Here is a 25,733-nt window from a genome sequence, read left to right on the forward strand (position 1 = left end):
ATCTCAGTCTTTCCAGGTCAATCCGCGCGAGATGCGTGCGGCTGCGCCGACGACTTCGCGGATCTGTTCGGGATTGGGTTCTGGCGCGATGAATTGCGTGGCGCCGACGATGGCGATCGAGCCGACCAGTGCCTTGCGGTGGTCGAAGACCGGGGCGGCCAGCGTGTTGACGCCGGTGATCACCTGGTCGGGTGCGGTGGCCCAGCCGTGCTCGCGGACGCGTGCGATTTCCGCCAGCAGCGCCTCCCCGGAGACGATCGTGCTCGGCGTCCACGCCTTCAACTCGCCGGCGGCAACAGCGCGGCTGCGTTCCGGCGAGCCGAAGGCGAGCCAGATCTTGCCATGCGCGCTGGCGTGGAAGGCGAGCCGCGTGCCCGGCCGCATCGCGAATTCGATCATCGTGCGGCCCTGGATCAGCTCGAGGACGATCAGTTCCTCATCGATCACGTCGCAAAGCGTGACCGCCTGGCCGGTGCGGTCGCGCAGGGTCATCAGCTCCTCGCGTGCCGCCGAGACGATATCGAAGCGCTGCCGCAGCGCCTCGCCCAGGACCATCAGCTTGATTCCGGCATCGTAGCGGCCGGTATTCGGATCCTGGCGGACGAAGCCGTGGCGCTGCAGCGTCACCAGATGCCGGTAGATGGTCGCCTTGGAGGAGGAGAGCGCCTCGGCAATCTGCGCCAGCGCGACGGGGCGGCTCTGCAGGACCAGATATTCGACTGCCCGCAGGGCGAGATCGAGCGTGCTTGTGCCGGCAGGCACAGCTTTGGCGGAGGCTTTGTCGGTATCGAGCGTCAAGGAGCGTCCCTCTGTGTTTCATTTCATATAATGAAATATCATTTTGTTATTTGATATGCTATGGGTTGATCGAGCGGGCTGTCAAGCGTTGGTCGGATCGTCCGTGGGGTCAGAATGCTGACGGGGGATCGGCGTGGGCGCCAACGGGGAGGGGAGTCTTCGCCGCACCGCGAGGGCAGGCTGGGGCGGGCAGCAGGGCTCGGCAACGGATCAGGTCGCGATCGCGCGCTGACGCAGAACTGCCGGCGCCGGTCGCTCGTTTTCCCGACCTGACCGCGGCGACCCCGTGACGGGAAGGGCGGAGAGGGGGAAAAGGCCAGACCGCCTCTTGATCGGGCATTGCTATCTAATTAACATGGTAATTATATACTGAGTGGCGGTGTGGCTTTGCATTGTTGCTGAGGCCAGCCCCCCGCGTCGCCACCCCGGGCCATCAACTCTCGAAGGCATGGTTCTCCGCCGAAGGCGCGAGGCGACAGAAGGACCGGATTCATGCTCGCCCCCAGATTCGTCAGCTTCTCCGCCGAAAACCGCGTCGGATACGGCCTGGCCGTGGAGGGCGGCATTGTCGATCTGTCCCGCCGCTTCTCGGCTCAGTGGCCGAGCCTGAAGGAGGTGGTCGCCGAGGGGGCCTTCGAACCGCTCGCCGAAGCGGCGGCCGGGCTTTCCGCGGATCTGCCGTTCCAGGCGATCCGCTACGAGCTTCCGGTCGCGGCGCCGGAGAAGATCATCTGCGTCGGCGTCAATTTTCCCGATCGCAACGCCGAGTACGGGGATGGCCAGGCCGCCCCGGCCAATCCATCGCTGTTCCCGCGCTTTGCGCGATCCTTCACCGGCCATGACCAGCCGCTGATCCGCCCGCCGGAGAGCGTGCAACTGGATTATGAGGGCGAGATCGTCATCGTCATCGGCAAATCGGGACGCCGTATCGCCGAGCGCGACGCGCTGGACCATGTCGCGGCCCTGTCGCTTTGCAATGAGGGGACGATCCGGGACTGGGTCCGGCACGCCAAGTTCAACGTCACGCAGGGCAAGAATTTCGACCGCTCGGGCTCCATCGGGCCGTGGCTCGTTCCCTTCAGCGACGAGGCGCAGATCGCTGATATCGCGCTGACGACCCGCGTCAATGGCGAGCTGCGCCAGGAGGACCGCACCAGCCGGATGGTCTTCTCCTTCCGCCGGATCATCAGCTACATCTCGACCTTCACCACGCTTGTGCCGGGCGACATCCTCGTTACCGGCACCCCGACCGGGGCAGGGGCTCGCCTGGAGCCGCCGGTCTGGCTGAAGCCCGGTGACGTCGTCGAGGTCGAGGCCGGGGGCATCGGCCTGCTCCGCAACACCATCGCCGACGAGGCCTGACCGATGCTGACATCCGATGAAATCGCCGCCGCGGCGCTCAGCCTCGACGAGGCCGAACGGACGCGCAGCCAGACCGGGCTGATGTCGCTCAGGCATCCCCAGATGACGATGGACGACGCCTATTCCGTCCAGGGAGCCTGGGTGAAGCGCAAGATCGCCGCCGGCCGAAAGGTGATCGGCTGGAAGATCGGCCTCACCTCGAAGGCGATGCAATATGCGCTGAATATCGACATCCCGGATTCCGGCGTGCTGTTCGACGACATGATGTTCGCCGATGGCGACAGCGTGCCGAAGGACCGCTTCATCCAGCCGCGGATCGAGGCCGAGATCGCCTTCGTGATGAAGGCGCCGCTGAAGGGCCCCAATATCGGGATCTTCGAGGTGCTCAATGCCTCCGATTACATCACTCCGGCGCTCGAGATCCTCGATACCCGCGTCCTGCGCGTCGATCCGCAGAGCGGGAAGGCCCGCACCATCGTCGACACGATCGCCGACAATGCTGCCAATGCCGGCATCGTCCTGGGTGGCCGCGCCATGCGACCGGACCAGGTCGATCTGCGCTGGGTCGGCGCCATCGTCTCGCGCAACGGCCAGGTCGAGGAGACCGGGCTCGGAGCCGGCGTCTTGAACCATCCCGCCCGTGGCGTCGCCTGGCTTGCGAACCGGCTCGCGGCCTATGGCGATCATATCGAGGTCGGCCAGATCGTCCTGGCGGGCTCCTTCATTCGCCCGGTGGAAGCGCGACACGGCGACACCATCACCGGCGATTACGGCCCGCTGGGCAGCGTCAGCTGCTTCTTCGAATAAAGCATCGGCCCGAAAAGTGGATTGCGGTTTTGGGCAAAGCCGATGCAAACACAGCAGGTTAGAGCATCGGACCGGATATGATATCCGGTCCGGTGCTCTAGGCGCGCGCCGGTCGCTTCAAGCGGCCCGTGAGGCGACGGGGCGGCCGGCCGGCATCCCGTCGAAGGGCGAAGTCGAGCCCCCCTTGGTTCAGCCGGCTTCGACGGTGAGCGCGACGGCTCCGATGCCCTCGAGCTCGAAGCTGTAGGTTTCCGTCTCGGTCGGGAAACGGGTGGTGACGAGGCTGCCGGTCATGACCACATCGCCGGCACGCAGGCTCCGGCCCTTGGCTGCGAGTGCGTTCGCCAGCCAGGCCAGCGGCGAGAAAGGGTGGCCGAGCACGTCCCTTCCGTGGCCGCGGTCGATCTCGACGCCATTGCGGTGGACCACCCCGGTGACCGCATCCAGCTCAGGCCATGGGCTGCGGAACGCGGAGAGGACGATGCCGCCGTTCCAGGAATTGTCGGCGACGAGCGAGAGCACGTCGAGTTCGGCATAATCGGCCGCGCGGTCGTCGACGATCTCGATCGCGGCGCAGACGCCGCCGACATGGGCAGCAATCGTCTCGGGCGTGAAAGCGGGGCCACTGATCGGAAGATCGCTCGCCAGGCGCACGGCGATCTCGAATTCGAGACCGATCCGCCCATAGCCGGAGATTTGGACCCGGGCGCCGGAGCGGTGCAGCCGGTCAGCGAGGACGACCCCGGCAATCGGCTGGTCGATGCCGCACATCCTCTGCATGCGCTGCGAGGTCAGGCCGATCTTGTAGCCGACGCTCTCGCCGAACCGGGTCTGCAGCAGCGAGACATAGCGATCCTGCACCCTGTAGGCGTCGTCGAGCGAAGCGATGCCGCCGGCCGCCGCGAAAGGGCGGAAGCGCACCTGTTCCTCGTGCTCGCGCATCAACCTCTGCGCCAGACCATTCACATCCATCACCTCGTCCTCCCCCCGGCCGGTGCCTCTTTGAGCCCGGCGTTTAGATTTGCAGTTCTTCGCCACGGCCTTGCTAGATCGTCGGACCGGATATCGTATCCGGTCCGACGATCTAACCTTCTTGTGTTTGCATCGGCTTTGCCCCGAAAAACGCGATCCACTTTTCGGGCCGAAGCTTTAGGTCGCAGCCACGACCTCGGCAAAGCGCCGCACCGCCGGCGGTATGCGCTCGGGTGCGGTATTGCCGAAGCCGAAGATGAAGCCCGTCGCCTCCTGGCTCTGCAGCCGATAGCGGGACAGGGCCGGCACATCGATGCCGCGCTGCCGGGCCGCATCGGTGATCGCGCGGTCGCTCAGAGGGCCGCGCGCATGCGCGGTCAGATGCAGCCCCGCCGTCACCTCGGGAATGACCAGCCGATCGCTGAGCGCCTCGTGCAGGGCCCCGACGAGGATGGCCGCCCGTTCGCGATACAGAAGCCGCATCCGCCGCACATGCCGGGCCAGCACCCCCCGGCCCATGATATCGGCCACCATCTGCTGCAGCGGCGGCGGCAAATAGCAGGAGAAGACCAGCTTGGCCCGGTAGAACAGCTCGACCAGATCGGGAGGCAGGACCAGATAGGTCAGGCCAAGCGACGGGGAGAAGATCCGGTTGATGTTGCCGATGAAGATGACGCGCTGATCGGTGTCGAGCGACAGCAATGAGGCCAGCGGCTGGCGGTTGATGCCGATCGGGCTGCTGTAATCATATTCGATCACCCAGGCATCCCTGGCGCGGGCCCAGGCCAGCAGCGCAAGCCGGCGCGCCATCGGCATCGTCGAGCCATAGGGAAACTGGTTGGTCGGCGAGGCGATCACCATCCGGGCGGTGTCCGCTTCTGCGCTGAAGCCATCGACGCAGAGCCCGTCGTGATCCACTGGATGCGGCAGAACGCGGGCGCCATTCGCCACGAGCGCCGCGACGCGGGTCGGATAGCCGGGATCCTCCACGATGACGCCGTCGCCTGGATCGAGCAGCAACTGGGCGAGAAGGATGAAGGCCTGGGTCGTGCTGGCGACGACGGCGATCTGCTCGGCCGCGCAGGGCACGCCCTCGTATTCGCCGAGATATTTCGCGATCTGCTGGCGCAGGGCGGGCAGGCCGAGGCGCTCGCTGAAGCTGAACTGGGGCCAGGGCTCCGAACCCCAGTATTCGGCGGTGCTGCGCCGGATGTCGCTGAACGGCAATTCGTCGAGCGCCGGAAGCAGGGGGCTGAGATCGTAGCCGAGTTCACGCTCGCTCGGGAGCGGCAGGCCCATCAGCGCGCTGCCGCGCCGGGCCAGGATGCGGGGCTGTCGCGGCGGGCTGGCCGGTGCCGGGGCGTCCAGGCGGCGATGCAGATCCTCCGGCAGGTCGGTCTCGATATAGGTGCCCGCGCCGGTGCGGCCATGCGCATAGCCCTCGTTCTTCAGGCGCGCATAGGCGAGCACGATCGTCGAACGGGAGACATCGAGCTCGTCCGAGAGCTTTCGCTGCGGTGGCAGACGTGCGCCGCGGGGGATTGCCCCGGCCACGACCATCGCACGGAGTTGTCCCGCGATCTGGTCGTAGAGCGGTTCCGGCCCGTCCCGCGCCAGCGCGAGCGCGTTCCAGAACGGATAGTTGAAGGCCGAATTCATGTCCTGCTGCACCCTTCACGAGATCGGATTGAGCCGCCGGCATGCGGCAGGGTCAAGCGGCTCCGCACAATTGGTCTGCATCATTTGAAAGAATTGGTACTTGAGACGGCATCTGGCCGCCGATACCGTCCCTGCCAATCGAGATCGGGCAAAGCCGGTCCAGCAGTGCAAAGGGGAGGATACCGTGTCTCGACCGGAGGCGAAGACCGTCCTCACCGCGGACGTCATCCACAAGAGCTATGGCGACTTTCCCGTTCTCAAGGGTGTCAGCCTCGCGGCCCGCGAACGGGACGTGATCTGCATGATCGGCGCCAGCGGCTCGGGCAAGAGCACCTTCCTGCGCTGCATCAACCTGCTGGAAACGCCGGAATCCGGCACGATTTCCTTCGAGGGCGAGGAGATCAAGCTCCAGCGCAGCGGAAACCGCCCGCCGGTGCTCAATGCCAGGCAGATCAGCCGGATCCGCAGCCGGATGGGCATGGTGTTCCAGAGCTTCAACCTGTGGAGCCACCTGACCGTGCTCGAGAACGTCACCATCGCGCCGATCAAGGTGCTGGGCGTGGCGAAGGCCGAGGCGATCGAACGTGCCGAGGCCCTGCTGGCGAAGGTCGGGCTGTTCGACAAGCGCTATCACTACCCCGCCCATATTTCCGGCGGCCAGCAGCAGCGCTGCGCGATCGCCCGCGCCCTGGCGATGGAGCCCAAGCTGCTGCTCTTCGACGAGCCGACCTCGGCGCTCGACCCCGAACTCGTCGGCGAGGTGCTGCGCGTCATGCGCGTTCTCGCCGAGGAGGGACGGACCATGATCGTCGTGACCCATGAAATGGCGTTCGCCCGCGAAGTCTCGAACGAGGTGCTCTTCCTTCACGAGGGCAAGATCGAGGAGCGCAACAGCCCGGATCAGATCTTCGGCAATCCGACGTCGGAGCGGTGCAGGCGCTTTCTGCAGCGCGTTCTTTGAGGAGAAGAACCATGAGAAAGACCGCACTGGCCCTCCTGTCGGGCGCAGCGCTGCTGCTGGCCGGCACCGCCTTCGCCCGCGAGGTGAAGATCGGGACCGACTGCACCAATCCACCCTTCAACTACCGCACCGCGAGCGGCGAACTGGCCGGCTTCGACGTCGATATCGCGCGTGAGATCGGCAAGCGCGAAGGATTTGACCTCAAATTCGTCTGCCAATCGCTCGATGGTGCGCTCCCGGCCCTGACGGCGCGCAAATTCGATCTCATCCTCGCGAGCCTCTCGATCACCGAAGCGCGCCAGAAGAGCATCGACTTCAGCATCCCCTATCGCTCGTCGACCGGCCGGTTCGTCGGTCCGAAATCATCCACGCTCGCGCCCGTCACCGCCGACGGCCAGCCCAATCCCAAGGCCCTCGACGGCAAGGTTGTCGGGCTGATCCGTTCGAGCACCTATGACCGCTATTTCACCGAACTGTTCCCCGGCGTGCAGATCTCGCGCTACGAGAACTACGAGACCCTGCTGCTCGACCTCGTCTCCGGCCGCGTCGACCTGATCATGGCCGGGCCGATCAAGATGGAGGGCTTCTTCGAGGACGCCCAGGGCAAGAATTTCAAGTATATCGGCCCCGAACTCGAGAACATCAAGTATTTCGGACCCGGTGTCGGCGTCGGACTGCGCAAAAACGAGCCCGAACTGCTCGACAAGGTCAACAATGCGCTGAAGGGCATGTTCGCCGACGGCACCTTCAAGACGATCAACCAGAAGTACTGGAAGTTCACGGTGCTCCCCAGCGTCTGGACCCCATGATCCCCTCCGGGTGGCGCCAGCCGCCGCCCGGCACCGCCCGCGCGGCTGAAACGGCCCCGCGCGATCTTCGCCCCGACAGGACCGATCCATGACGGCAGACCTCTTCCAGGGCTGGGGAACGCAGCTCTTCTGGGGCACGATGGTCACGCTCCAGGTTGCGTTCCTGTCGCTGCTGGCGGGCCTGGCGATCGGCCTTGCGGTTGCGCTCGCCAAGCTTTCCTCGTCGCGCTTCCTGCGCGCGGCGGGTGATTTCTACACGACCAGCGTCCGCGGGACGCCCGAACTGCTCATCATCCTGCTGGTCTATTTCGGCAGCACCGTCGCGCTCTCGGCGATGCTGCGCTGGATCGCGGGACCGGAGGTCTATGTCGAGATCCCGGCGATGGCAGCCGGCGTGTTCGCGCTCAGCCTCGTCTTTGGCGCCTATGCGGCCGAGATCTTCCGGGGGGCCTTTCTCGCCATCCCGCCGGGGCAGATCGAAGCCGCCAAGGCCTTCGGAATGTCGCCGCTGACGCTGTTCATCCATATCCGCATGCCCCTGATGTGGCGCTATGCCCTGCCGAGCCTCGGCAATATCTGGATCTCGCTGATCAAGAACACCTCGCTGATCTCGGTCGTCGGCCTCGAGGAGCTGATGCGCGTCAGCTATCTCGCCACCTCGGTGACGCGCAGCCCGTTCCATTTCTACCTGCTCGCGGCGGTCATCTATCTCACGCTGACCATCATCAATTCCCTCATCATCGAATTGCTCGAAACCCGCGCGAACCGCGGCGTGCGGAGGGTCTGATCATGGACATCTCGCTCATGATCGAGAGCATCCCGCGCCTGCTCGAAGGGGCGGTCGTCACCCTGCAGCTCCTGCTGCTGACCGAGATCATCGGCTTCGTGCTCGCCCTGCCGCTCGGCATCCTCTACGCGAACGGCAGCAAGGCTGTGCGGGCGCCGATCTACTGCTTCGTCTATTTCTTTCGCGGCACGCCGCTGCTGGTCCAGATCTTCATCGTCTATTACGGCCTCGCGCAGTTCGAGTTCGTGCGCGAGAGCTTTCTCTGGCCGTATCTGCGCAAGCCCTTCATCTGTGCCCTGCTGGCCTGTGCCCTGCATTCCGCCGCCTATACCGCGAATATCCTGCGCGGCGCGATCCAGGGCGTGCCCGCCGGCGAGATCGAGGCGGCGCGCGCCTGCGGCATGTCGGCCTTCCAGGTCCAGCGGCTGATCGTGCTGCCGATTGCGCTGCGCCTGATGCTGCCGGCCTACAGCAACCAGGCCATCGGCATGCTGAAGGGCACGTCGCTCGCCAGCACGATCACGCTGATGGAACTGACCGGCGTGGCCAACACCATCGTGGCGGATACGTTCTCGCCCTATGAGATCTTCATCATGGCCGCGCTGATCTATCTTTCGATCACGCTCGTCATCACCCGTTGCTTCAAATTCGCCGAATACAGCCTCAGCAAGCACCAGCGCCCGCTCAAGAGCAGCGCGGCAATCCCTGGACAGGTCAGACATGCCGACTAGCGACATCCGGAATTTCATCGCCTTCGCGCAGGAACTGGTCGAGGCGAGCGGCGAGATCATCCGCGAGGGGGCAAGGCACAACAACGCCTTCATCTCCAAGGGTGACGACAGCCCGGTCACCGAGATCGACCGGCGCGCCGAGACCGAGATCCGCCGCCGCATCGAAGCGGCCTATCCCAGCCATGGCATCCTGGGCGAGGAGTTCGGGTCGCACGGAATCGACGAGGATTTTGTCTGGGTCATCGACCCGATCGACGGGACCAAGGCCTTCGTCGCCGGCATTCCGGTCTTCGGCACGCTCATCGCGCTCACCCATCGTGGCGTCCCGATCCTCGGTGTCATCGACCAGCCGATGACGCGGGAGCGCTGGATCGGGGCGGAGGGCTTTCCGACGACGCTGAACGGCGCGCGCGTCACGACCTCTAGCCGGCGCGTCCTGTCGGAAGCGGTGATGTCGACGAGCAATATCGAGCTCTATGACGAGGACAGCCTGCCGACCTTCAGGGCCCTGCGCTCCTCCGTCCATTGGTGCGTCTATGGCGGCAGCTGCTATTCCTACGGACGGCTGGCCTCCGGCGCGATCGACATCGCGATCGACCGCTTCACGAATCCACATGACTATCTCGCGCATGTCGCCGTCATCACCCATGCCGGCGGTGTGATGACGGATTGGGACGGTGCGCCGCTGACGATCCGCTCAGGCGGGCAATGTTTGGCCGCGGCAAACCCCGCCCTGCACGCTGCCGCGCTGCGCAGGATCGCGCCCTCGCACCGGACCATGCCGGCTGCCTGAGCGGGCAGGCGATTTCGCATTCCAGACCCCGAGTTCCGCCAAGGCCCAGGCATCGCGCCGGGCTCGCCGACCATCCGAAGCTTTCCCATGCCCCAGTCGAGGCTTTCCCATGCATGACCGCACCCGTTCCAGGAGCCATATCGTCGAGTGCATGAAGGAGGCTGCCCAGATCGGCGGCGCATCGCTCGCCGGGAATTTTGCCCGCCTCGCCGCCCTGCCCATCCTGGAGAAGGGGCCGTCGGATTTCGTCTCCGCCGCGGATATCGAATCCGAACGGCTCATCATCGCGCATCTCGGCGACATGCTGCCCGATCTTGCGGTGCTCGGCGAAGAGAGCGGCGCCTCCTCCGGCGCCGGTGACGGTCGCAGGATCATCATCGATCCCCTCGACGGCACCAACAACTTCCTGCACGGCATCCCGCAGTTTTCGGTGTCGCTGGCGCTGATGGAGGGCGACGAGGTGACGGCAGGCGTCACCTATCATCCGCTCAGCCACGACATGTTCTGGGCCGCGAAGGGAGAGGGCGCCTTTCTCGGCGACCAGCGCCTCACGGGCTCGAAGCGCAGCTCGCTCGCCCATGCCGTCGTCGGAACCTGCTTCCCCTATAACGGCAAGGGCGACACGGACAAAGCCGCCCGCGAAATGGCGGCGATCATGCCGCAGGTTTCAGGGATCAGAAGTCCGGGCTCGGCTGCCCTCGAGATCGCCTATGTCGCGGAAGGGCGCTTTGACGGCTTCTGGACCTCGGGAGCCAAGCTCGATCTCTGGGATCTCGCTGCGGGCGTGATCATCGCCCGCGAGGCCGGCTGCATCGCGACCGAGATCGATGGCGAGGGCGACCCGCTGCACTGCCGGAGCCTGGTCGTCGCCCCACGCCAGTTTCACAGCCTGTTCATCGACATCTTCCGCAGCGTCCCTGCCGCAAACGCTGTTTGCTGAAGCATCGGCCCCAGAAGTGGAGTGCGGTTTTTGGGAACCCGCGCTCCGCGGGGCGCCAGCGACGGCGATTCGCCGCTGGCGTCGTCTCATTTCCCCTGGTCGATGATCCGCCAGATCGCCTGCGGGGTCGCCGGCATGTCGACATGCCGCACGCCATAGGGCGAGAGCGCATCGACGATCGCGTTCATCACCGAGGGCAGCGAGCCCGCGCAGCCGGCCTCGCCGCAGCCCTTCGCGCCGACAGGGTTGGTCGCGGTCGGGCTGCCCTGGCTGGCGAATGAGAAGAAGGGCAGGTCGGCTGCGCGTGGCATCGCGTAGTCCATATAGGACCCCGTCATCAGCTGGCCGGCCTCATCATAGGCCGTCATCTCGTAGAGTGCCTGGCCGATCCCTTGCGCGACGCCGCCATGCAGCTGCCCCGCGACGATCAACGGGTTTACGATCGTGCCGAAATCGTTGACCATGACATAGCTGACGACCGCGACCTCTCCGGTCTCAGGATCGATCTCGACCTCGGCGACATGACAGCCATTGGGATAGGCCGATGGCGCCGCCTTGAAGACATGGTCGACATCCAGGCTTTTGGGTAGCTCCTTGGGCAGGTGAGGCGCCGTCCGCACCCGTTCCGCGAGTTCCATGATGCCGATCGAGCGGTCGGTCCCGGCGATCGTGAACCGGCCGCGTCCAAACTCGAGATCGGCGACGCCGGCTTCCAGAAAATGGGCGGCCAGCAGCTTGCCCTTCTCGATGACGCGATCACCCGCTTCCATGATGGCCGAGCCGCTCGCCATGATCGACTTGGAGCCGCCGGTGCCGCCGCCCGCGATCAGCCGATCGCTGTCGCCCTGCACGAGGCGGATCTTGTCGAAGGGCACCCCGAGCTTGCTCGTCAGCACCTGGGCGAAGGGCGTCCAGTGGCCCTGTCCGTAGTCGAGCGTGCCGGTGACGATGGTCACGCTGCCGTCGGCTTCGAAATGGAGACCGGCCATTTCATTGCTCGGCGGCGCGGTGACCTCGAGATAGCAGCCGATGCCGCGGCCGCGGAGCTTGCCGGCCTTCCGGCTCTGGCGCTGCCGCGCCCTGTAGCCGCCCCAGTCGGCCGCCTTGAGCGCCTCTGCGAACAGGGCCGGGAAATCGCCGCTGTCATAGAGCGTCCCGACCGGCGTCGCCCAGGGCAGCTGCTGCGGCGCGACCAGGTTGCGCCGCCGCAGGACGGTCTTGTCGATCCCCATTTCCGTCGCGGCAGCATCGATCAGCCGCTCCATGAAGTAATTGCCTTCGGGCCGCCCGGCGCCGCGATAGGCGCCGATCGGCGCCGTATTGGTGACGACGCATCGGGTCTGCACCTCCACCAGCGGAGTGCGGTACATGCCGATGCTGTTCTTGCCGATATTCGTCGTCGCCATCATCGGCCCGACCGGCGAGAGATAGCCGCCCATATTGCCGATGCCGCTGAAGCGCGTCGCCAGGAACCGGCCGCGCGCATCGAGCGCCAGCTCGGCCTCGAAGACCATGTCGCGGCCATGATAGTCCGAGACAAAACTCTCTGAGCGCTGATCGGTCCATTTCACCGGCTTCTTCAGGAGGCGGGCGGCATGCAGCAGCACGACATATTCGGGGAAGACCGAGGATTTCATCCCGAAGGAGCCGCCGACATGGCCGGTGATCAGCCGCATCCGTTCCGCCGGCACACCCATTGCCGCGGCAAGGTTGTTGCGCATCCCGAACGCGCCCTGGCTTGGCGCATGCAGCGTGTAGCGCTTCGTCTTCCGGTCAAAGGTTCCGATCGCCGCACGCGGCTCGATCGGGTTCACGACGATGCGGCTGTTGACGATGCGCAGCTTCGTGACATGCGCGGCGCTCGCAAAGGCCGCGGCGACCTTGCCGGCATCGCCGAAATGATAGTCGAGGACCACATTGCCGGGCACGTCGTCATAAAGCTGCGGCGCGCCCGGCTTGACCGCATCTTCGCCGGCCGTGACCGCGGGCAGGATCTCGATGTCGAGCAATACGGCCTCGGCGGCATCGCGCGCCTGAACGGCCGTGCGGGCCACGACCATCGCGACGGGGTCCCCGACAAACCGGACCTTGTCGCTCGCCAATGCGGTGCGGGCCGGCTTCCTGATCGGGCTGCCGTCACGGTTCGGCATCTCGACGACGCATTTCAGCAATCCGTAGCCCTGGCCCGCGAGATCGTCCCCCCGATAGATCGCGACGACGCCCTTCATGGCTTCGGCGTGCGAGACATCGATGCCGCGCAGGACGCCGTGCGCGTGCGGGCTGCGGACGAAGGCGGCGTAGAGCTGCCCCTCCAGCGAGACATCGTCGGTATAGCGCCCCTCGCCACGCACGAGGACCGGATCCTCGTTGCGCGGGACCGGCTGGCCGACCTCGAATGGCTTCGTCGAAAGCTCCGCTGAGGGCGTGTGCATATTCATCAGGAGGTACCATGAGTGACGTGCGAGCCGACCGGCAGGCGGCGCGGCTAGACTGACCGAAAAAGACGGCGCCCGTCGTGCAGATGTCGCATGGGCGGTATCCTCAGGCGGCGTACTTCGCGCCCGTGGCTGAACCTTCACCGGCGCATCGCTTCGGCTTCCGCAATGACGAGAAGCCCGCCGAGAAGCGCCAGGACCATGCAGGCCGACACATGGGGACCACCGACGAAAACCCCGCAGAGCGCGGTCATCACCAGGAGCCCTCCGGACAGCCAGGAGGTCGCTCTCATGCAGACGGCGCCCAGCACGAGCGTGACATGGGCGCAGAGCAGCCCGCCGCCCTCAGCCATGAAGATCGTGTGGGCGAAGGGGGCCCCGATGCTCGCCCCAAAGCCCTTCAGCCCGAGCGTCACGAAGCCGGTGACGACGCCAATGGCGCCAGCGAAGAGCGCTATGACACCACCTGCTCGTCGCATGGTTGTTCTGGCGCCCGTTGATCTGTGCACCGCATTATGGAGGGGCAGTCCTTAGCCGTATATTAACGGCAGAAAATGCAATTGCAGCGTGGGGGCTACGAACCGCCGTTCAGCGCAAATCCTTGGAACGCCGCCTTACCCCATCGCCTCGCGCTGCTTCAGCAGTTTGTTGAGCCGGTCCTGCTGTTCGTTGAGCCGGTTCGCGATGGCCTCTTCCGCGCCCGAGCCTGAGGTCGCGGTGGCTTGCTCCATCAGATCGGCGATATTCCGCCGGGCAATCGCAATCTGCTCATCGAGCTCCTGCTTGGACGCGTTTTCCGGCATTGGCTGAACCTCCGGCCTCTGCATGCCCCGATGTCAGGTTCCGGGCCGCTGGAACCCTGCTCGCAGCGCTGACGTTAGCTGATTGTGGTCCTCCGTGTGAGGCGAAATCGCGCTGGAGGATTCCGATGCGAGCAAATCCCATGGGAGCGTGTGTCTTCGGGGCGGCATTGTTCGCCTTGCCATGCGCTGCTTACGCTCAAGGCCAGCCGGCACCACCCCCTTCGATGGCCGGGCCGGAACACAGGGAAGGGACGGGGACCGGCTCCGGATCCTCCGGGATGGCGCCCCAGGAGGGCACCGGCAGCGGCGCGACACAGCATGCGCCGGGCGCCAATCGCCCCGAGCCGAGCAGGCCGCCCTCTGCGGCCGAGACCCGGCAGAACCGCGAGTATGGTCGGGACAGGACGCCTGAAGGGCAGCAGATGCAGCAAAGCAATCCCACGGGGGCCCCCAATTGATCAGCCGCGCCGTCGCTGGATATGGCCGGGCCGGTCAGCCGATGCGCCGCCCGAAGCGGCACAGTCCTTCGGCCTGACGGCGCCCTATGCCCTGACGCTCGAACAGGAGCTCGCCGGCCGGCTTCTGGGGGCTGCCCCTGGTCGCCTTTGTCACCGGGCTGAATGGCGCTGCCGCCTTTGGTGCGGGGCTGGCACTGCTGTTTGGTGCAGGCGCAGCATGGGCTGCTCCGCCTTCGCAGGCGGCAGGCTAAGCCAATGGCCGCCCGCCGCCGATCTCACTAGCGTCTGTGTTCGGGCTTAGCTCCAGAAGCCTTCCTGATAGGCGCGAGGCGAGAAATCCGTCTCGTCCTGCTGCTCTTCGTGGTCGTTCCGGGGCTCGCGTTCTGTCTCGACGACGCAGTCGGAATCGTGCCTGTCCAGCATCGAATCTCTCCTTTCAAATTGTGAGGGAGGGTGCCTTGGGCAGGCGGAATATGGGGATTTATGCTGCGGTGCACAAGGTCGTGGCGACACATGCCGCATGCGTCCCACGCCGGAACAAATCAGCTAGAACCGGGTTGCTATGATTCCCCCGCAACGCTGACTTGTCGTGTTTTTCCGCGACGCGGCCCTGAGGATTGGATCCGAGATGAACCGAAAGACCCTTCTGGCGAGCATGATCGGGGCGATCGCGCTCGCCGGCGCCGCTCTTGCGTCTCCGGCGCCGGCCCGTGCCGAGGCTGTGCCCGCAGGCCTGGAAGCCGGCCTCGATCGGCAGCCTGTCGCATACAGCATGACCGCCGCCAAGCAGCGCCGGCTGATGATGATGCAGGAAGCCAACCGCCAGCAGCGCTATGGTCGCGGCGGACCGGGGTATGGGCGCGGCTACGGCCCGCGACCGGGTTACGGCCCGGGCTATGGACCGCGCCCCGGCTATGGCCCGCGCCCTGGTTACGGACCGCGGCCCGGTTACGGACCGCGTCCCAGCTATGGTCCGCGTCCCGGGTACTACGAACGCTGGTGATCCAAAACCTGCCCGGATACGCATTCTCCGGACAGGGATGATCGTTCTTCAGAGGGAATATCACTGTCTCCCTTGCCTGCTGACATTGGCCCGCCGTCCCGAAAGGGAGGGCGGGCTTTTCGTGTTTGACTGGCTGAGTTCGCTCTCTGCCTGCCCGCTCTCCGCCTGACGATCCACCAGACCGGACACTGGCGGTTCTCGCACCCTGAGGGATGAACCAGCGCGCAGCGCTGCCGTCGCCACCCAGCTGACTTCGTTCAGTGATCGTGGCGTTGTGACGGCCGATACCGCTGACCGGTTTGCAGGCTGGCGAGCCTGCGAGCTACGGTGACGCAGAGTTCCATATTTCGGTGACACGATGCGACCGCTCCTCACATTCGCCGTCGCGATGGTCCTCACCATCACGCTGACCATCCTGCTGGCCTTGGCGGTCAGTTTCGGCGTGGGCGCGGTTTATGTCGTCGCAATCAAGGGTTGGCCTCTGTTCAGCGCCAGCGGACATGTCATTCCGCCTTGGCTGTGGGAAGGGGACGTGCTCGCTGTCAACGCGGTGGGACTTGTCATCGGCGCCATACTCGGAATGCTGACATGGGGGCCAATCTGGAAGGTGAGCAAGCGGGCCGGATAAAATCGGGGCCGGACCTGAGTACTGACCCACGCGATTAGACAATTCCCGGCCCGGTGCCCTAAGTGTCAGGGGCGATCGACTTCTGGTTGAGGGCCTGCCTTGGAAGCTCTGGTGATTCTCGGCCTTGCCGTTCTCGGCTTCCTCATCGCCATTCCCTGGGCCGCCTTCTCCTCCCTCTCGCGCGCCAATCGCGCGCTGGCCCTGGTCTCGAAGCAGCAGGAGGAGATCGACCAGCTCCGGCTTGCCCTCGCCACGCTCCGCGAAGCCCGGGGCGAACCTGGCCAGGCCCAGGCAGAGGCAGATGACGAGGCTGTCACCGCCGAAAGGCTGCATCGCGAGCTTGCCCCGGCGGAAGATCCAGCCGTGACGGCCGAGTCCACGCTGGAACGCGCCGCGGACCCCATCCTCGCGGCCCCGCTGCCCGCCAACATCGTGGCGGCAGAGCCGCTCGCGCCTGAACAGGCCGCCGCGATGACGGAGCTGGCGCGGCACGGGGAGATCGAGCCGTCGCTCGATACCGTTGCCACGCCGGAACCCGTGCCGGCAGTGCCCCGCCGCGATTTCGAGGAGGCCATCGGCTCGCGCTGGGCCGTCTGGGTCGGCGGCATCGCGCTCGCCTTTGGCGGGCTCTTCCTGGTCCGCTATTCGATCGAGGCCGGTTTCTTTGGCCCCGGCATGCGGCTGCTGTTGGGCGCAGCCTTCTCGCTCATGGCCGCCGCGGCCAGCGAATATCTCAGGCGGAGCGATCGGCTCGCCGATCTCAGCGAGAGGCCGGGCGCGCTCGGCCGGCTCGGTGGCGCCAATATCCCCGCTGTTCTCGCCGGCGTCAGCGTGCTCAGTGGCTTCGGCGTCGTCTATGCCGCCCATGCGATCCACGGCTTCATCGGGCCGGGCCTCGCCTTCACGCTGATGGGGCTGATCGGGCTCGCGGCACTTGCCGCCTCCCTGCTGCACGGCCCGGTGCTCGGCCTGTTCGGCCTGGTCGGCTCCTATGCGACGCCGCTGCTGGTCGCCAGCACCGCGCCGAGCTTTTCCGCGCTCTCCCTGTTCCTCGCTTTCGTCACGTCCGTCGCCTTTCTCCTGCACACAAGGCAGCCGAGCCGGGTGGTGACGCTCGGTGCCGTGGTCGGCCATGGCGTCTGGACCGCCCTGATCGGGTTGTCCGGGCAGAGCCCGACCTGGTCCTCCTTCCTGCTCATGGTCGGCGCGGTGCTGGCGCTGGCGCTGCTGAAGGAATGGCCGAAGCTGAAAGGGCGCGCGGCCGGAAGTGCCTGGCCCGTTGCGGGTTTCGACGGCATCGGCCTTGCCGCGATCGCCACCCCGCTGGTCCTGTCCGGGGTGCTGTGGACCGCCCATGGCGGGCCTGCCGCGCTGCATCTCGCCATCCTGACGACCGTGCTGGTCGCCATCATCTCCGCCGTCCGGCACGGCGATCTTGCCCCGCTGGCGCCGCTCGCCGCTGCCGCCGCCGCCGGCATGGTGCTGCTCTGGCCGAGCGTGCAGGGCGCCTTCGGGCTCTCGCCGGACATCGTCCTCGACATCGTCAGGCTGAGCCTCACCGGCAATGCCGGGCCGGGCCTCCGGTGGACGGCGGCGCTGCTCGCCGTGATCATCGGCGGCTTGCCCCTCTCAGCGCTGCTCCTGCGCAAGGGCGCCGGTGCCGGCGGCTTCATCATCCGCGGCTGCCTCGGCTTCGCCTCCGCGCTCGGGCCGGTCTGCCTGCTGCTGGCGACGGCGCTCCGCAGCAACGGTTTCGAGCGCTCGACGGGTTTTGCCGCGCTCTCGCTCCTGCTCGCTGGCGCCCTGTTTGCCGCGTCGGAAATGCTGCTGCCGGTCGAGCGGCGCAGCACGCGCTCCCGGTCAAATCCGCTGGCATTGATCGGCTCGGCCGCCTATGCCGCCGGCGGCTCGATCGCACTTGGCCTCGCCGTCGCCTTTGCCTTGCGCGAGACCTGGCTCGTGGTCGGGCTTGCCGTTGCGGCGGCCGGCGTCGCGATCATCGCCAGCCTGCGGCCGATTCCGCTTCTGCGCAGCATGTCGGCTGCCCTGGCGACAGCCGCGCTCGCGCGTCTTTTCTGGCAGCCGATCGTCTCCGAGATGGGCTCCTGGCCGCTCCTCAACTGGGTCATCCCGGCCTATGCCGGGCCGGCCCTGTGCTTCGCCATTGGCGCACTCGCGCTGCGTGGCAAGCAGGACCGGCCGCGCAGCGTCCACGAGGCCCTGGCGGCTGTCTTCGGCGCGGCCTTCATCCTGCTCGAGATCCGGCAGTTCTTTGCCGGCCCCGAGCTTGTCCCCGACATCAGGCTGATCGCCGGCCATTATTCCGGCCTGCCGCGAAATCGCCTGTTCGAGGAGGCTGTCGCCCATGTCGTGGCGCTCGGCCTGATCGGCGCGGGCCTGCAGGTCCTGGCGCGCCGCCTGGGTGGGCGCGTCTTCGCGTGGGGCGCCGATCTCACGGCTGGCCTCCTGCTCCTGCTCAGTTTCGCCGGGCTCTGCGGCCTGCTCAATCCGCTCTTCGATGGCACGGAGGTGCTCGGGCCACCGATCTTCAACCGGCTCCTGTTCTATGTCCTGGCCGGCGGCGCGCTCGGCCTGCTCGGCTTCTGGCTCGATCGCGGGCAGGGGCGCTCCCGCATCGGCGAATGCCTGACCGCCTGCGCAGCGGTGCTGGTCTCGCTTGGCGCCATCCTGATCGTCCGGCAGGCCTTTGCCGGCCCGGAGCTGGCGCCGCGCTCGGTCGAGACGGTCGGCTTCGTCGAGGCGGTCATCGTGACGATCACGCTGCTCGCCCTGACCGCGGCAGCGCGCATCTGGCACGAGGCGGCCGAGAACCGCGTCACCCGTCTGGCCCTGCGCGCGCTCGCCTTCGCGGCGATCGGCTGGGCTGCGCTCGCGCTCGGCATCGCCCGCAATCCGATGCTCGATCAGAGCGGGGTCGCCGGCCCGGTCATCTTCAACCGGATCCTCTGGGGCTATGGCGCGGCTGTCCTCGCCTTTGCCGGCGCGGCCTTCTGGCTGCGCGACGCGCGGCCCGGGATCAGCCGGGCCTTCGCCAGGACCGCATGGGCGGGCACGGCGCTCGGCGCCTTCCTGCTGCTGCGCCATGGCTTCCATGGGCCGCTGCTGGTCTCAGGCGAGCCGGTCACGCTGGCCGAGGCCGGCTGCTACGCCGCGATCGGTTTCATCATGGCGATTGCGGCGATGATCGCCGGCACGGTCACGCTCCAGGGGCGCGCTGTGCCCCTGCGTCCGGAGAGCGCGGCGATCGCCTCCTGCGCCGTCTTCGCTGGTCTCTCGGGCGTCGTCGCCAACCCGCTGCTGAGCGAGGTCCCCCTGGCCGGCCTGTTCATCCTCGACAATGCCCTGGTCGGCTATCTCCTGCCCGCGCTGCTGGCCTTCGCTGCGGCGCGCTGGACGCGCGAATTCGTTGCAGCCGCGCTGCCGCGGCGGATCTTCGGCGGCACGGCGATCATCGGCGCGCTCGCCTATCTGTTGATCGAGGTGCGGCGCTGGTTCGTCGGCCCCGATCTCCTGGCCGATGGCATCGCTGCAACCGAGCTCTACGCCTATTCCGCTGCGATCCTGCTCAATGGCGTCGCGCTGCTGGCGCTCGGCTTCCGGCTGCAATCGAAGGACCTGCGCCTGGCCTCGCTCGCGGTCGTCACCATTGCGATCTGCAAGGCCTTCCTGGTCGACATGTCCGGGCTGGAAGGGCTGTTGCGGGCGCTCTCCTTCATCGGCCTCGGCGCCAGCCTGGTCGGCATCGGCCTCGCTTATCAGCGCCTGCTGCAGCGGGAAAATGCGCAGCAGGGCGCCGTAATCCACCAAGCCCGCGGGTGAGTTTTGGGTCTTCGCGCCTTTCTTATCATGTCGACGCAGAATTTGTTTGCGTCAGCAGAAGGTCTATCTTTCTTTTCTAGTAATTTCTACAAATAAGCGTCGATCTATTCGTGGGTTCAGCGTGAAGATCTGTTTTTATTAAATTTTAGACTTTATCAATTTGTGTCTGACCAATTCTATAATTAGATAAATTTGTTTGATAAAATATTCGATAAGTGAAATACCAATCAACGCGATCGCGGCTTCGGCCGCGCCAAGATCTCGCAATAATGTATTTCCGTTACCCAGCCGGATTCTGGCTGTGCAACGAGCAATGTCGATGTTAGCGTAAATGCGCGGTTAATGGCTGGGGAAAGTAGAGGCGCTTTTCTCACTAGTACCAGTGGAGAGGGGCGCTGATGGGCCGTCCCCAGTGGTTGTTGTGTTGGTTCTCGCCGCCTCGTACGCAGATACTGCGTGAGAGGCGATGGAGTATGTGGCCGGTCGCGTCAAGTCTTCCCCGGACGCGCAGTTCGACAAGGCAGAACTTTACCTCCATTCAACGCCCGATCGAGTGCCCAGTTGACTGGCGCCGCAAATCTTGCCGTGTCCTGGCGCAAATTTACCCATATCCAGCAATAATCGAACTGTTATTATGAATTATATAGATATCACATGTAGAAATTCGAGATAATACAGTAAATTGGAATGCATATGTGAATAAATCGTCAGCGGCGTTGTCGGCGTATTACACCAAATCTGGAGTACGGCCATGACTGACTCTATCAATACGAATGGAGCCTCGACGAGCCCGACCTCGCTTGACGAAACCCTCGTGGCCGCTCCCTACGCGACGACGGATTACAATGACTACGCCCCAGGCGCCACGGCCACCATCACGGCCGGCGGGTTCGCGGTCGGCGCCACTATCGCCGTCGAGGTTGATCACGTTTCCGATCCTGGTCCTGATGGTCTCTACGGCACTGCTGACGATGCAGTCGAGACGCTTGGCGGCGACGGCCATGAACCGTGGTACGTCACGGATGGCGGATCGGGAGATCTCGATGGCATCGCCAACGGTACGATCGTCACCAGTTGGTATGTGAACCCGGACGATTCCCTCGATCAAACCTTCCTTTTGACTGCGAGCGCCATCGATACAGGCTCCGATGGCGTGGCCGGTACGGCTGATGACGTGTCGCTTGGGCAAAGCGCCACCGCTTCGTTCACGGATGCAACAGAAATCGATCTGCGCACGGCCGGCTCATCGACGACCGTCAACGGTGCCGTCTTCTTCGATTCGGCGAACATCGGTGCGGGCACAGGCAATTACAATACGATTCTCGCGATCAGCGACAACGACGGCAATGAACGGGGTTTTAACAGTGATGACACGCCGCCACTCGATGCGTCGAACAACAATATCGATCAGGCGAAGACCCACACCGTTCTTCTGAGTACCGTTCCCATCACGATCGTCAACGGCGTCGCCTATTACGAGTTCCGCGTCGATCTGAACGAGTCCAACAGCAATCCGAACGGTCAGATCTCGCTCGATGCATTCAAGATTTTCACATCGTCGAACGGCGGCATCGAAACCCTCGCCGCTTTGAATGGGCAGACGCTCGTCTACGATATGGACGCCGGCGGCGACAAAACCCTTTTGCTGAGCGAAGTTTCGACAGGTAGCGGCACTGACGATTACGCCGTGCTAGTGCCGGTATCCAACTTCGGAGCCGCGGATCCGGCTACGACCTACATGTATCTCTATACCGAAATGGGCTTCAAGGGCGGCGACTACCGGTCCCAGGGCGGGTTCGAGGAATGGAACCTGCAGACAGCCGGGGCGCTGACCGGCACGAAGTTCAACGATCTCGATGGCGACGGCGTCCGCGATGCTGGCGAGCCCGGCATCCAAGGTGTGACGATCTTCATCGATGCGGACAAGGACGGCGTGCTTGACGCCAGCGAACGCTCGACCGTGACCGACGCCAGTGGCAACTACACGTTCTTCGGCGTTCCACTTGGCACACATCAGATCGACGAAGTTGTGCCGGCTGGTTTGACGCAGACGACAGGAGCGTTCGAGACGGCGACGATTGGCTCGCTCGGCCAGACGGTTGTTGTCGATCCGATCGGAAACTTCCTCCCGGTCCCGGCGCTGAACATCGTGAAGGACGTGTCGAGCGTGACCGGCGGCAGCGGCGGCTCGGCCGACTCGGCCGGCGACGTGATCAACTACGCGATCAGCGTGCAGAACACCGGCAATGTCACGCTGACCGGCGTGGCGGTCACCGATCCCTATGCCGATGCCGGCTCGCTCGTGCGCGGCGCCGACATCGTCGGCGACAATGACGCGCTGCTCGAGGTCGGCGAGACCTGGGGCTACACCGCGGCCCACACGGTGACCCAGGCCGAGATCGACGGCAATGGCGGCGGCGACGGCCAGCTCGAGAACACCGCGACCGCCGATTCCGACGAGACCGGCCCCGACACCGACGACGCCTCCGTGCCGGTGGTCTACGACCCGGCGCTGAACATCGTGAAGGACGTGTCGAGCGTGACCGGCGGCAGCGGCGGCTCGGCCGACTCGGCCGGCGACGTGATCAACTACGCGATCAGCGTGCAGAACACCGGCAACGTCACGCTGACCGGCGTGGCGGTCACCGACCCCTATGCCGATGCCGGCTCGCTCGTGCGCGGCGCCGACATCGTCGGCGACAATGACGCGCTGCTCGAGGTCGGCGAGACCTGGGGCTACACCGCGGCCCACACGGTGACCCAGGCCGAGATCGACGGCAATGGCGGCGGCGACGGCCAGCTCGAGAACACCGCGACCGCCGATTCCGACGAGACCGGCCCCGACACCGACGACGCCTCCGTGCCGGTGGTCTACGATCCGGATGTTGACATCACGAAGAGCGCTGCGGTGAAGGATGGCATCGCCGATCATGCTGGTGACGTCATCGACTACACCGTCGTCCTGACAAACGCGGGCAATGTCAGCCTCACTGGTGTCGTGCTGAGGGACATGTTCGAGGGTCAGCCGGTCGTCACTTTGGACACGAACGGTTCAACCCCGACGACCGCGGATGATGCGGTTCTGGTGGAAAGCGTCAACGCCAATGGCATCCTCGACGTCGGAGAAAGCTGGACCTATACCTACAAGCACATCTTGACCCAGGCTGAGCTCAATGCGGAGCTGGCGGGTGATCGCAGCCTCGACAATGTCGCGACTGTGACCACCAACGAGACCGGGCCGGATTCCGATGATGCCCATGTGCCTGTTGCGGTGGGGCCCGGCGTGAGGACGCCAGGTTTCTGGGCGCAGACCACATGGCAGAAATTCTGGGACGGCGTCGCCGGAAATGAGCCCAAACAGGCGGGAACAAACGGGTTTGCAAACAGCGACATCCTGTTGCCGCCCTATGCGAACCCAGACACTGACGGAGCCGGCCCCGACACGGCAGGGAAGGTCCAGGATCCGGTTGGCGGGGCCTACAAGACCGGCATGCTGGTCGGTGACTTCAACCTGAACGGCGAGACTGACCTAGGCGAGAACACCTTTTACTTCTCGATCAGCGAGGCGCTGAAGGTTCTCAACGCCAGCCAGAAGGACGATCAGGACTCCCGTTTCATCATCGCTCGGCACCTGGTTTCCACCTGGCTCAATTATCAGGCCGGCAACCCGATCGAGGCCTCGAATGCCTCCGTGACCGATGCCAAGGACGTCATCTCCTGGGCGATCGATTGGCTGCAGAACCGCACGCCGGATGAAACCGCTGACGGCAGGGGAGACGGCAGCCTGACGCTTCAGTCGGCAACCTGGAAGACGCCGTCGAGTTCGTCCTACTGGGGCGTCGGCATCGATGGTCCCGATGCAGGCACTGCGGTGACCGGCGTGTCGCCGGTCCCGCAATTCGATCCGACGCATGATGTGCCCGCCGGAGCAGCTCTCAGCAGCCTGCTCGACGAATACAACAACCACGGGAGTATTCTGGGGGTCCAGATCGCGACGTCGGCGTAACCGATCCTCGCCAGGAGCCCTGTGCGGAGATGCGACCGTCGCGCGCTCGGAGTGGAAATCAAATCGAGAGGGCGCGGCGGACGCTCGGCACGAAAGCCTGCAAATTCGAGCCGGTCATTGGCGAAAGGTTGTGCTTAAGAAATATGCCCGGCTGGGGAGTGCTATTCGCTTGTCCAATGTGAATGACGCACATGTCAGAGACGAATTTCGGGTCGCAGCTCGCGCTTGCCGAAAATATTTCGTTGCGGCTGCGTGTTTCGGAATAGCGATCAATATCCTCTATCTTGCTGCACCAATTTACACTCTACAGATCTACGATCGCGTCATTCCGAGCGCGAGCAACATCACCCTATTGATGCTGACCCTGGCATTGATGTTTGCGCTCTTCGCCTTGGCGGGCCTCGATATTGTACGAGCTCGCGTGCTGACGCGAGCCAGCCTTCGCCTCGATCGCCTGATGGCCGTCCGCGTCATGACCTCGATCATCGAGCATATGCCGGCGATACCAGGATCGCGCGGGCAGCTGTTGCGCGACTTCGACACCTTTCGCCAGTTCATCACTGGCCCGGGCGTGCACTCGATCCTGGATCTTCCGTGGGGACCGATCTACATCGCCGTGATCTTTGGTTTCCACCCCTTGCTCGGGTTATTTTCCCTGATCTCTGCGTTGTTGCTCATTGCGATGGCGCTGCTCAACGAACTGCTGGTCAGGCGGCCCCTCACGGAGTCCAGCGAGGCCGCCAATCGCAGCTACGGCTTTGCCGAGGCGAGCCTGCGCAACACGGAAGTTGTCCAGGCGATGGGGATGACCGAGGGCCTGTTGGCGCGTTGGGGCCGGGACCGATCCCGGATGATCGACCAGCAGCTGGTTGCGAGCGACCGAGCCGCGGTGACGGCGAGCATCATCCGATTGCTCCGCCTCTCCATGCAATCTCTCATACTTGGATTGGGCGCGTATCTGGTCATCAACCGGGAGGCGACCGTGGGCTCCATGTTTGCGGCAAGCATCCTGCTCGGGCGCGCCCTGCAACCGGTGGAACAGCTCGTTGGCTCCTGGCGCAACATCATTGCCGCGCGTGCCGCCTTCGGGAGATTGCATCGTCACCTGAAGACCTGCCCCATCACCGAGCGGACTTTGTCACTGCCGCGTCCAACCGGATGCCTGAGCGTTGAGGCGCTGTCGTTCGGCGTTGCCGGGCAAGCCAAGCCGATCCTGCATGGGGTTTCGTTCAAGCTCGAGCCAGGCGAGATTCTCGGCGTGATTGGCCCGACCGGGGCCGGTAAATCGACCTTGGCTCGCCATCTCGTCGGTGTTCTGGCGCCAAGCGCCGGCGTTGTCCGCCTCGACGGCGCGGACGTTTCCACTTGGCCTCGATCGTCAATCGGGCGGTACATTGGATACCTGCCGCAGAATATCGAGCTCTTCGCCGACACCGTCGCCGCGAACATTAGTCGCTTCCAGGCCGGTAACGACAACGATGTCCTGCAGGCTGCCGGCCTGGCGGGCGTCCACCAGATGATCTTGCGCCTTCAGAACGATTACAACACGCAGATCGGCGATAACGGCGAGGCTCTGTCCGGCGGCTGCCGGCAACGGATCGGCCTTGCGCGGGCTGTTTTCGGAAGTCCTTGTCTCGTCGTGCTCGACGAGCCGAATTCAAACCTGGATGCTGACGGCGATATTGCGCTTGCAGAGTGCATATTGGCGCTCAAGGAGCGCAAAGCGACCGTTGTCATCATCTCTCACCGTCCAAGCGTGCTCGGGATCGTCGATAAGATCCTCGTTCTGAGGGACGGAGTGGCTGAGCTCTTCGGCCCCCGCGACGACGTCATAGCGCGCCTGGGCGCAGCGGCCGCCAGACAGGTCGCTGCCGCCTCGGCCGATAAAGCGGCGGCAACCCGGCGCGTTGCCGAAGGCGCCGCAGAGTAATCGATCGGAGG

20 protein-coding genes are annotated in these 25,733 nt (G+C 65.1%); 13 read left to right on the top strand and 7 right to left on the bottom strand.

Translation table 11 applies throughout. The features are described 5' to 3' along the window. Positions 1–3 precede the first annotated feature (3 nt). Positions 4–798, bottom strand: a complete 795-nt coding sequence (locus tag FG93_RS00110; protein ID WP_043230429.1) for an IclR family transcriptional regulator — start codon at positions 796–798, stop codon at positions 4–6. Positions 799–1,290: 492 nt separating this feature from the next. Here FG93_RS00110 and FG93_RS00115 point away from each other — a divergent pair, with 492 nt between their 5' ends. Further along, a complete protein-coding gene (locus FG93_RS00115; RefSeq protein WP_043230433.1) occupies positions 1,291–2,160 on the top strand; it encodes a fumarylacetoacetate hydrolase family protein in 870 nt (289 codons plus the stop codon). A 3-nt stretch (positions 2,161–2,163) separates the two neighbouring features. After that, positions 2,164–2,967 carry a 2-oxo-hept-4-ene-1,7-dioate hydratase gene (gene hpaH, locus FG93_RS00120; RefSeq protein WP_043230435.1) on the top strand — a complete coding sequence of 268 codons (804 nt, stop codon included), beginning with the start codon at positions 2,164–2,166 and terminating at the stop codon, positions 2,965–2,967. A gap of 189 nt (positions 2,968–3,156) precedes the next feature. Here hpaH and FG93_RS00125 read toward each other — a convergent pair whose 3' ends face one another. Both FG93_RS00125 and FG93_RS00130 read right to left on the bottom strand, forming a co-directional pair. Next, positions 3,157–3,939: a 2-keto-4-pentenoate hydratase gene (locus FG93_RS00125; protein ID WP_052513081.1), complete on the bottom strand. Its 783-nt coding sequence runs from the start codon at positions 3,937–3,939 to the stop codon at positions 3,157–3,159. A gap of 177 nt (positions 3,940–4,116) precedes the next feature. Beyond that, a complete protein-coding gene (locus FG93_RS00130) occupies positions 4,117–5,598 on the bottom strand; it encodes a PLP-dependent aminotransferase family protein (RefSeq protein WP_052513084.1) in 1,482 nt (493 codons plus the stop codon). A gap of 184 nt (positions 5,599–5,782) precedes the next feature. Here FG93_RS00130 and FG93_RS00135 point away from each other — a divergent pair, with 184 nt between their 5' ends. The 6 genes from FG93_RS00135 to FG93_RS00160 all read left to right on the top strand — a co-directional run bounded on the left by FG93_RS00135 (position 5,783) and on the right by FG93_RS00160 (position 10,619). Further along, entirely contained in the window at positions 5,783–6,559 is a 777-nt protein-coding gene (locus FG93_RS00135) for an ABC transporter ATP-binding protein (protein ID WP_052513155.1), read from the top strand. Positions 6,560–6,570: 11 nt separating this feature from the next. After that, positions 6,571–7,368: a transporter substrate-binding domain-containing protein gene (locus FG93_RS00140; protein ID WP_043230438.1), complete on the top strand. Its 798-nt coding sequence runs from the start codon at positions 6,571–6,573 to the stop codon at positions 7,366–7,368. An 88-nt stretch (positions 7,369–7,456) separates the two neighbouring features. Further along, positions 7,457–8,155: an ABC transporter permease gene (locus FG93_RS00145; RefSeq protein WP_043230441.1), complete on the top strand. Its 699-nt coding sequence runs from the start codon at positions 7,457–7,459 to the stop codon at positions 8,153–8,155. Between the two features lie 2 nt (positions 8,156–8,157). Further along, positions 8,158–8,886 carry an ABC transporter permease gene (locus tag FG93_RS00150; RefSeq protein WP_043230444.1) on the top strand — a complete coding sequence of 243 codons (729 nt, stop codon included), beginning with the start codon at positions 8,158–8,160 and terminating at the stop codon, positions 8,884–8,886. Beyond that, complete coding sequence (locus FG93_RS00155) at positions 8,876–9,679, top strand: inositol monophosphatase family protein (protein WP_043230447.1); 804 nt, start codon at positions 8,876–8,878, stop codon at positions 9,677–9,679. The genes FG93_RS00150 and FG93_RS00155 overlap by 11 nt, the downstream gene beginning before the upstream one ends. 109 nt (positions 9,680–9,788) lie before the next feature. After that, the gene (locus FG93_RS00160; protein WP_052513087.1) at positions 9,789–10,619 is read left to right on the top strand and encodes an inositol monophosphatase family protein; all 831 of its coding nucleotides are present in this window, start codon (positions 9,789–9,791) and stop codon (positions 10,617–10,619) included. An 86-nt stretch (positions 10,620–10,705) separates the two neighbouring features. On the opposite strand, the gene FG93_RS00165 is transcribed toward FG93_RS00160, so the two are convergent. From FG93_RS00165 to FG93_RS33775, 4 genes are all read right to left on the bottom strand, one after another. Further along, positions 10,706–13,057, bottom strand: coding sequence for a xanthine dehydrogenase family protein molybdopterin-binding subunit (locus tag FG93_RS00165; RefSeq protein ID WP_043230449.1), 2,352 nt, complete (start codon positions 13,055–13,057; stop codon positions 10,706–10,708). A 137-nt stretch (positions 13,058–13,194) separates the two neighbouring features. Continuing rightward, complete coding sequence (locus tag FG93_RS00170) at positions 13,195–13,533, bottom strand: hypothetical protein (protein WP_043230452.1); 339 nt, start codon at positions 13,531–13,533, stop codon at positions 13,195–13,197. 135 nt (positions 13,534–13,668) lie between these two features. Next, positions 13,669–13,857 (bottom strand): hypothetical protein, encoded by a 189-nt coding sequence (locus FG93_RS00175; RefSeq protein ID WP_043230455.1) that lies wholly within the window; start codon positions 13,855–13,857, stop codon positions 13,669–13,671. A 755-nt stretch (positions 13,858–14,612) separates the two neighbouring features. Next, on the bottom strand, positions 14,613–14,738 hold the full coding sequence (locus FG93_RS33775; protein WP_280114111.1) for a hypothetical protein: 126 nt from the start codon (positions 14,736–14,738) through the stop codon (positions 14,613–14,615). Positions 14,739–14,943: 205 nt separating this feature from the next. On the opposite strand from FG93_RS33775, the gene FG93_RS33245 reads away from it, so the two are divergent. The 5 genes from FG93_RS33245 to FG93_RS00200 all read left to right on the top strand — a co-directional run bounded on the left by FG93_RS33245 (position 14,944) and on the right by FG93_RS00200 (position 25,722). After that, on the top strand, positions 14,944–15,318 hold the full coding sequence (locus FG93_RS33245) for a hypothetical protein (protein WP_200878044.1): 375 nt from the start codon (positions 14,944–14,946) through the stop codon (positions 15,316–15,318). Positions 15,319–15,676: 358 nt separating this feature from the next. After that, a complete protein-coding gene (locus FG93_RS00185) occupies positions 15,677–15,946 on the top strand; it encodes a hypothetical protein (protein WP_043230456.1) in 270 nt (89 codons plus the stop codon). A 99-nt stretch (positions 15,947–16,045) separates the two neighbouring features. After that, on the top strand, positions 16,046–19,786 hold the full coding sequence (locus FG93_RS00190) for a DUF2339 domain-containing protein (RefSeq protein ID WP_043230458.1): 3,741 nt from the start codon (positions 16,046–16,048) through the stop codon (positions 19,784–19,786). 751 nt (positions 19,787–20,537) lie between these two features. Continuing rightward, positions 20,538–23,792 carry an SdrD B-like domain-containing protein gene (locus tag FG93_RS00195; protein WP_043230462.1) on the top strand — a complete coding sequence of 1,085 codons (3,255 nt, stop codon included), beginning with the start codon at positions 20,538–20,540 and terminating at the stop codon, positions 23,790–23,792. Between the two features lie 178 nt (positions 23,793–23,970). Continuing rightward, a complete protein-coding gene (locus FG93_RS00200) occupies positions 23,971–25,722 on the top strand; it encodes a type I secretion system permease/ATPase (RefSeq protein WP_052513157.1) in 1,752 nt (583 codons plus the stop codon). Positions 25,723–25,733: the final 11 nt, after the last annotated feature.

This window comes from Allobosea sp. LC85 (genome assembly GCF_000735605.1).
In the GTDB taxonomy this organism is placed as follows: Bacteria; Pseudomonadota; Alphaproteobacteria; order Rhizobiales; family Beijerinckiaceae; genus Allobosea.